Source organism: Lysinibacillus sp. NPDC094403, assembly GCF_050278745.1.
In the GTDB taxonomy this organism is placed as follows: Bacteria; Bacillota; Bacilli; order Bacillales_A; family Planococcaceae; genus Lysinibacillus.
In genome coordinates, this window is sequence record NZ_JBNNTL010000029.1 from 24440 (window position 1) to 31638 (window position 7199).

General features: G+C 35.0%; 4 protein-coding genes. 1 reads left to right on the top strand and 3 read right to left on the bottom strand.

Annotated elements, in window-relative coordinates; translation table 11 throughout:
• Positions 1 to 48: 48 nt before the first annotated feature.
• The 3 genes from ACQKMV_RS22875 to ACQKMV_RS22885 all read right to left on the bottom strand — a co-directional run bounded on the left by ACQKMV_RS22875 (position 49) and on the right by ACQKMV_RS22885 (position 4374).
• The gene (locus tag ACQKMV_RS22875) at positions 49 to 1137 is read right to left on the bottom strand and encodes a type I restriction enzyme HsdR N-terminal domain-containing protein (RefSeq protein WP_427506706.1); all 1089 of its coding nucleotides are present in this window, start codon (positions 1135 to 1137) and stop codon (positions 49 to 51) included.
• Entirely contained in the window at positions 1134 to 2234 is a 1101-nt protein-coding gene (locus tag ACQKMV_RS22880) for a hypothetical protein (protein ID WP_427506708.1), read from the bottom strand. The genes ACQKMV_RS22875 and ACQKMV_RS22880 overlap by 4 nt, the downstream gene beginning before the upstream one ends.
• Before the next feature lie 427 nt (positions 2235 to 2661).
• A complete protein-coding gene (locus tag ACQKMV_RS22885; protein WP_427506709.1) occupies positions 2662 to 4374 on the bottom strand; it encodes a helix-turn-helix domain-containing protein in 1713 nt (570 codons plus the stop codon).
• An 849-nt stretch (positions 4375 to 5223) separates the two neighbouring features.
• Between ACQKMV_RS22885 and ACQKMV_RS22890 the strand changes: the two genes are divergently transcribed.
• A complete protein-coding gene (locus ACQKMV_RS22890; RefSeq protein ID WP_427506710.1) occupies positions 5224 to 6780 on the top strand; it encodes a primase C-terminal domain-containing protein in 1557 nt (518 codons plus the stop codon).
• Positions 6781 to 7199: the final 419 nt, after the last annotated feature.

The following is a 7199-nucleotide window of genomic DNA, read 5'->3' on the forward strand; positions in this document are numbered from 1 at the left end:
AATTAAGAACAGATATTTAATTCTATTATTATCCTTTTCCAATCAAAACTATTTTGTAAGATCTCTGGCAGTTGAATATAAAATAAGGTTTTCAATAAAATGTGAAAATTCTTGTGCAGAAATGCTTCTCGTTGTAGGTAGTATTCCTAACTGAATTTGTCCATCAATTATTAGCTGTGGAGCAAACTTAGAAACAGCAGCTTGAACAATTTCCTTTTTGGTACGACTCTTCACACCTGAATGCCAAATCAAATACATATCATCTAACTCTTGAGTGAATTTATCTAAACTCAACTGTAAATTATAAGTACTTGTATGATGACGTTGCATGGCAATATTTAAATGAGTGGCACCTGTTCTATTACCAAAAGTAGGGTCATTTTTGGTTGATGCGCTACCCATAATAGTGATTCTGAACATAAAAGAGCCTAGCCGTTTGATGTGTACACGAAAATTCCTATGCATTCCATCCCATGAACCGTTCGCTGCATTTTTAAATGCGTAATAACTAGTACCAAAATCAGCTTCAATTGTAATGGGTAAAGATCGATTAGTAGGTTCATATTTTTCGGTAAATAGTGCATTTTGCAATTCTGCAAACCATTTTTGCTTTTCATCGGTTGTATTCTCACTAATATAGCTAGTATCAACTAAGTAATGAAGATATCGATCATATGTTGAAAGGTCATAAGTTAAACGTTGTAAAGGCATGTAGGTTGGATAGTCAATTTGTTGATTAGCTAAAAATCGAATAATATTCGTTTCTTGTATTTCTTTTGGTTGTCCATCTACTACATGATAAATATGAGTTGCAGAACCATTTGATGTTGCAACAAAAGGAGCTTTTAGCGTTTCCCAGTATCGCATTACTTGCTCTAATGTGTGTTGAGAGATTACTTCAGTATTTTTTTTGAGTTCAATAATTAAAAATGGTTGATGTTGCTCGTCTGAAATGACAATATCTGCACGTCCTAAAGCTGTGTTTACCTCTAATGCGATAAATGGCTTTATCGAGGCATTACTTGCTAACAATTGTTTTAATAGCTTTTGACGTACACGTTCTTCTGGAGTATATACGACACGATATTCACGAATCGGGCATAGAACTGTTGAATTAGCTAACGTAAATATGCTCATTTTTTATCCTCCAGTACCCAAAAGGTTAAAGGGAATTTTCGAATATTACATAATGAAATTTCCTCAAAATAGCCATTCTCAACCATGTAATCAGCCAAATCAATAGTAGAGCCCACTTCTTTTTCAAGGTCTTCTAAAAATAAAACATTAGCCTGTTCATCAAATAAGACTTGGCAGAGCACGACACTGTCTTCATGTAAATCAGCGAAAATATTCCCCTTACGTGCAAGTTGAATAGCCTGCTTATAACTTAACGACGTCGCTTCTTTCAATAACAGCCCATTAATAAAACGAATATTATGATAGTCGTCTTCTGTCGGAATAATAGGGTTTGCTATCTGAAGTTTTTTAACTTTTTCTAGATGGTAGTCGATTTTATCAGATGCATTTTTTTGTGATTTTTGTCTATGTGCATATTCTAATTTACGAATACTGTACATTGCTTCTGCCGGCAGTTGCTCGAGATGTACATCATGTTGCCAGAGTGTTTGATTTAATTCAACTTCTGATGAGAATAAATCGATATCTTTTAAAGAGCTTTCAGTGTTTAGATAGGCTCTTATTTCAAAAGCAACATTTTGAAAATGCCCTTGAATATATTGTGTTTCAGTGGATTCTGTCTTCTCAATTGGATCAGCATCCATATTATCATTGGGAATAAATTCCTTTGTGCTATCTTTTTTGTAGACTAATTTGTATGGCTTCGATTCATCATAAATTTGTGCAAGTGCTACAATTAATTGAATTTCTAGTGGTTCATTAATAAAATAGTGACAATCTTCATTGCTTGGTCTAGCCCAGTCAACATATGCACCATCAAATGGATGGCTATGATAAGAAGCAATTGATGTAGAAGTAGCCACTAATTTTCTTGCATTCATAATCATTTGATTGATTTGCTTATTTGGTGAGACTTCATCTTGTGCGCGAAAATCCACATTGCCAATAGGGAAGCTATATTCTCCTATGTAGGAAGTGGGTTCTGTCGCACCTAGAATTACACCGAAAGCTTCTTTTGCTTTTTTATAAGAAGGATAGTGGTGCATGCAGTCCAATAAAATTGTTGCTAGTGTTTGATTTGTTAACTCTAAATGCATTAGTCTCAGCTCCCCCCAAAAAATATGAGTTCTTAAAAAGATAAACTTTATACTACATTCACCTCTAAAGAATATTTTTTTATATAACTTCCAATAATATACCATGAATATTATTGACCTAAAAAGCGAGCCATTACATATTTTTGTAATGGCTCGTTTCATTTGAGTTGGATGCTTTTTTAATTTTGTATGGAGCTAACCTTATAAAGGTGATAGATTTACAAACAAAGAATGCTAAAAGAGGGGAAACATCGGTTAATGCCATACACATATACTCATATACTTATATATGAACATATTAATATATGAATATACTCATATATTTAAATAAAGAAACACTAAAAAGTGCTATTGCCTCAGCGTTTTCTAGGTTCTATAGTTCAATGTAAATAAAAGAGCTAACAAACAATTTGTTAGCCCTACATTTTTATCTTTTTGTTTGCTGTTTTTGCTCAGCCCATTGCTCTAATTTGGTAATATTCCCTTTGTTGTAACGCTTGTTTTGCTGATTCAAGTAGCGAAGGAGGGTACTATGGGAAAGCCCCATTTCCGTAGCAGCTTTACGGATACTTAATTTTTCCTGTTCTATTAAGTGGGCTATATACTCTGGTGAGATTTCAATAGGTTTGGTTTCATCTAAACTCATTGAAATTTGTTCTGATATATCTAACAGCTGATCTGTGATATGTGAGGTCACGACAGAAGCAGCAACTTCATTCGCAACTGGTGTAGACAAAGCTGCGATATTAATCTTTTTCAAATTCTCCGCAATAATTTCATCAGGTGGTACGATCACCAAAGTAAGTGGACTCCAATATTTTTGTATCCAGAAACGCTTCCCTATACGTTCTTCATCAATTGGTTCTGTGTAATACCAGTTCTTGATAACTTGATCGCGTTGTAGATCGTCTAGTACAGATTCAAGGCGATCACGTATTTGTACACCGTTATAGCTTTTAGGGAAAGCAACAACATCCAATAAGGTTTTAATCTTAAACGGCTGATGTAAGGTACGTTTTAACGCTCGTATTTTCCATTGGTAATTTAAATAGCGTGTTAAACGCTTATGTTCACGTTGTGTATGATGGCTATATTGAAAGACCTTTAAATCAAGTGCTCCAAAAGATTGCGATTCATTGTTTAAATAATACGAAAGAATAGGGGCGGGACGAATTTGTAAGGAGTAAATTCCTTTTGCCTTCCCTGTCTTTTTATCGTAAGCCATATCCAAACTACCAATGTCAAACATGCGATTGAATGTCGTAAAATCATATTGCTGTTCATCTGAAATCTTTTCCGTATCAATAACGGTGATATTGTCACCACGCATCGATACCCAAATGCTTGAAAGGGCAGCGACACGTTTCATAATGCTAAAGCGTTCTTTTTCGCGTATATAGAAATCTTCCTTCATGGCATCAGCAAATCGAAGTTTTAAGGCTTCATCACTATGAAATTTAATGTAGCCATCAGCATCTTTAGGCTGCACGATCCACAAATAAGAAATTAAGTCGAATAGATCGGCAGTCCATTCATCTAGTGAACTAAGCGTAGATTCCATGAGTGATAACCACATTTGTTGCTTTTCAGAACTGACAATCCCCAGGTCAATTGGACGTACTTCAGCTTTCCCACGTACAATCCCCTTATTATCCTGAATCTCAGCTCCGTACAAACCTTCTTCATTTTCAACAAATTGCTTCTTCTTTGTGACTAGATCACGCATCAACTGATAATCAGAGTGCATGGTACTGTACATATAATCGTTATCGAATACTTGCTCTATTATTTCAACATGATGTGGTTCATTTTCATTAGAAGACATTTCATTTTGTAGATAAGAGTCTACTTCAGCAAGAATGGAATCCGTATAGTTGTGAATCGCATTGCGAATCATCAATTTCGTTAATGGTTGATTGGGGTATAAAGAATCCCTAAAGAAATTACAAAGCATTTGAAAGCTCTGTGAAGGCGTATACGTGGCATTAACGCTCATTAATGAAGCATCGTGTATCCAGCGTTCTAAAGACTCTTTATAGCGTATATCTGATTGGAATATAGGTAATGCCTCTTCCAATATGACTAGCGGTAGCCATTCGTTTTTAATAATCATACGTTCAGGTAGATCTTTATAAGACATTCTGGTTCACCTCATACATTCTAACATTACCCTTAGTATAACAAAGTTAAACTGATAACCAATGCTTTATGAACCATTTTCGTAGTTAGAAGGGTGAAATGAACCACTATTGGTTCAGAATATGATAAAAATCGACATTTTTCGAGAACTAGGTATGGTTAGGGGGAATATTGGTTCAAAAACAGAGAAAGTGGTTCATGTTTCGAGAACTAAGTGTACTAAATAATGAACTAGGTAGTATTCGTCAAGGGATGTGTGTTTTTTTTTTCGATAAGAATAAATCGTGTATTAAACACATAGGGGTTTAAATTGAAATGAACCATTTAAGGATGGGGGTGTATAAAATGAACCGATTTTCGGGAAATAAGTGTGCTAAAGTGGTTCATTTTTAGTCTTTTTACGGGAACTAGGTGTACTTAGAGCATCTTCGGGAACTAGGTGTACTTAAAAATGCAGTCATATCAACAAAGTGATTCATAAGTGGTTCATAAATAGAGCGTCTTCGGGAACTAGGTGTACTAAATATTGAACCAGAGCCTCTTTTTTTCGGGAACTAGGTGTACTTAGAGAAAATATTAGAAGTGTTAGAAATATCGTTATATCAAGGTTTATAGATATTTGCTGTTCATTTTAAAGAGTGGTTCATATTCGATAATGTGGTTCATTTCTTCGGGAACTCGTCATAAAAACTTTTTTTTTCAAAATCTCGCAATCCCTTGTGGCTCTAAGAAAAAAAGTGGTTTGAAAAAGTGGTTCAAAAACGCTTAGAGAGCCCCTTTTTACATGAGGATCATTTACTATACTTATCCTTAATGAAAAAGAATGTTTTTAGGGTAAGAGGTGAACTACATGACACAAGCAGTTTCCGTAAAATATGAATCAGTAAATGTCGATTTACAAAAAGTATATGACGTAATAGTACATGAAGGACTGACAACCTATAAGAAAAAGCATTCAAATGCAGCACTTCCACTTCAAGTAAAGGGTGCAAAAGTAGATGCTCGTTCGAAGAAGGGAGCTGTTTTTGTTGTTCGTTCGAAAGCTGATTTCCAAACGAAAGGTGTCAAAGGCTATATCGTAACATCGAAAGAAACGCTATTAGAAGATGCATCAGGATTAACGCATTTTACACCGAATGTTTATCGTAAGTATGGCTATGCTGATGAAAACCGTCGTATGATTCGAGGGTTTGAGGAGCGCAATCTCCTGCAAATTAATACATTTGTGGTCGATATTGATACTCTAAAGCACTCTGTACAGGATATTTTGCTGGCATGTATGGATTATTCTATTGGTCTTCCAACACTCATCATAGCTTCAGAGCGTGGTTATCAAGTATATTTTGTATTAGAGCAACCATTATTTATTTCAAACAAAAACGATTTTAAAGGTCTAGCTGTGGCAAAACGTATTGCTGATAACCTTAAACGTAGTTTAAAAACTGTAGATGCAGATATATTTTGCAATAACTTTGGTTTTTTCCGTTTACCGAAAGCTACCAATATCGTCTTTGCACAGCTTCAAAATACATATAGTATGGCAGAATATATTAATTGGTCGATGGGTCAGGATGATGATATAGATCGACCTTTATTTGTAGTGCCTACAAAACTCTCAAAAGCTTCTGTGATAGATTCAGAGTGGTTTCAAGCATTAGTACAGGCAGTTGATGTAAAGGGTAAGAAGGGACAAATAGGGCGCAATAATGTGATTTTTACGCTTGCACTTGTATGCTTTAGTGAAGGTTGGGATAATGCTCGCACATTTGATTTTATTGATGAGTACAATTCTCGTCTTCGTAACCCATTACAAGGAACAGCACTACAAAGCATTCTAAATTCGGCTTACTCTGGTAAATATAAAGGCGCAAGCAAAGAGTATATTGAGGCTTTACTAGAAATACATGTACATAATGGCCAATCTATTCCCGTTTATATGGCTAAACAGGTATGGTACAAGTTTAAGAAGGAACGACAAGATCGTACACGTAGCCATTACAATGAGTGGGAAGAAGATCTAATCAACTATATTACGGCAGAAAATAACCCTTCTGAACCGTTTATTTGGCGTTCTCAAAATGAAATTTGTAAAGCAGTGGGTATTCCACAAAGCACATTGAACCAGATGCTGAAGGTATCGACAAAGATTGTTAAAACTGTAACAGGTAAGGGACGTTATGCAAAGACAGGCTGGACAACCGTCAATCTGTTTATTCAACATGCCATAAATTTAATTCAGACAGCGAAGGCAAGCTATCGAAAACAACTCCTTCAAGTAGTAAAAGAATGGACGGAAGAATTAGAAGAGGTAGCTGGCTACAATCACCTATTGCGCTATTTAAACCAACTAATCTTTAATAATAGTGAACGAACACTTGTTAAAAAACCCCTTGGTAACTCTGGTTAATTTAACACTCCAATGTGCCTTTACATATTTCTATTTACGTCTTTGTTTTTCTCTCGTCTTATTAGTTAATTGAGTTTAGTAGGGGTTTACTAGTTTCTAGTTTTTGAGTTTAGTTCTTATGGATATTTGGGGTTTCGAGATATTTTTTTAGTTCAAGAATAAATATATTTATTTGAAAGAGGTTGAAGGGGCTTATTCTAATAGAGGTATCTGGCATTGGCCTGAACAATCTGTACGTATTAGATAAAATTCAGATCATTATTTTATGTAATAGTAGGAAACATAGATATTTGTAGTGTCTTGTAAAAAGGGTTGTGAATTAACTAAAGTGTACCCTTTGTAAAGGACATTTTGAAAAAAAGCTAGGCAACCTTTTGAAGCTGCTGTCTGTATTTTGCAGGCGGTAGCTTTTTCAAGTT

Excerpts from the sequence above, each read along its gene's own strand:
- ACQKMV_RS22875 (WP_427506706.1), bottom strand. The coding sequence starts at position 1,137 with ATGAGCATATTTACGTTAGCTAATTCAACAGTTCTATGCCCGATTCGT.
- ACQKMV_RS22880 (WP_427506708.1), bottom strand. The coding sequence starts at position 2,234 with ATGCATTTAGAGTTAACAAATCAAACACTAGCAACAATTTTATTGGAC.
- ACQKMV_RS22885 (WP_427506709.1), bottom strand. The coding sequence starts at position 4,374 with ATGTCTTATAAAGATCTACCTGAACGTATGATTATTAAAAACGAATGG.
- ACQKMV_RS22890 (WP_427506710.1), top strand. The coding sequence starts at position 5,224 with ATGACACAAGCAGTTTCCGTAAAATATGAATCAGTAAATGTCGATTTA.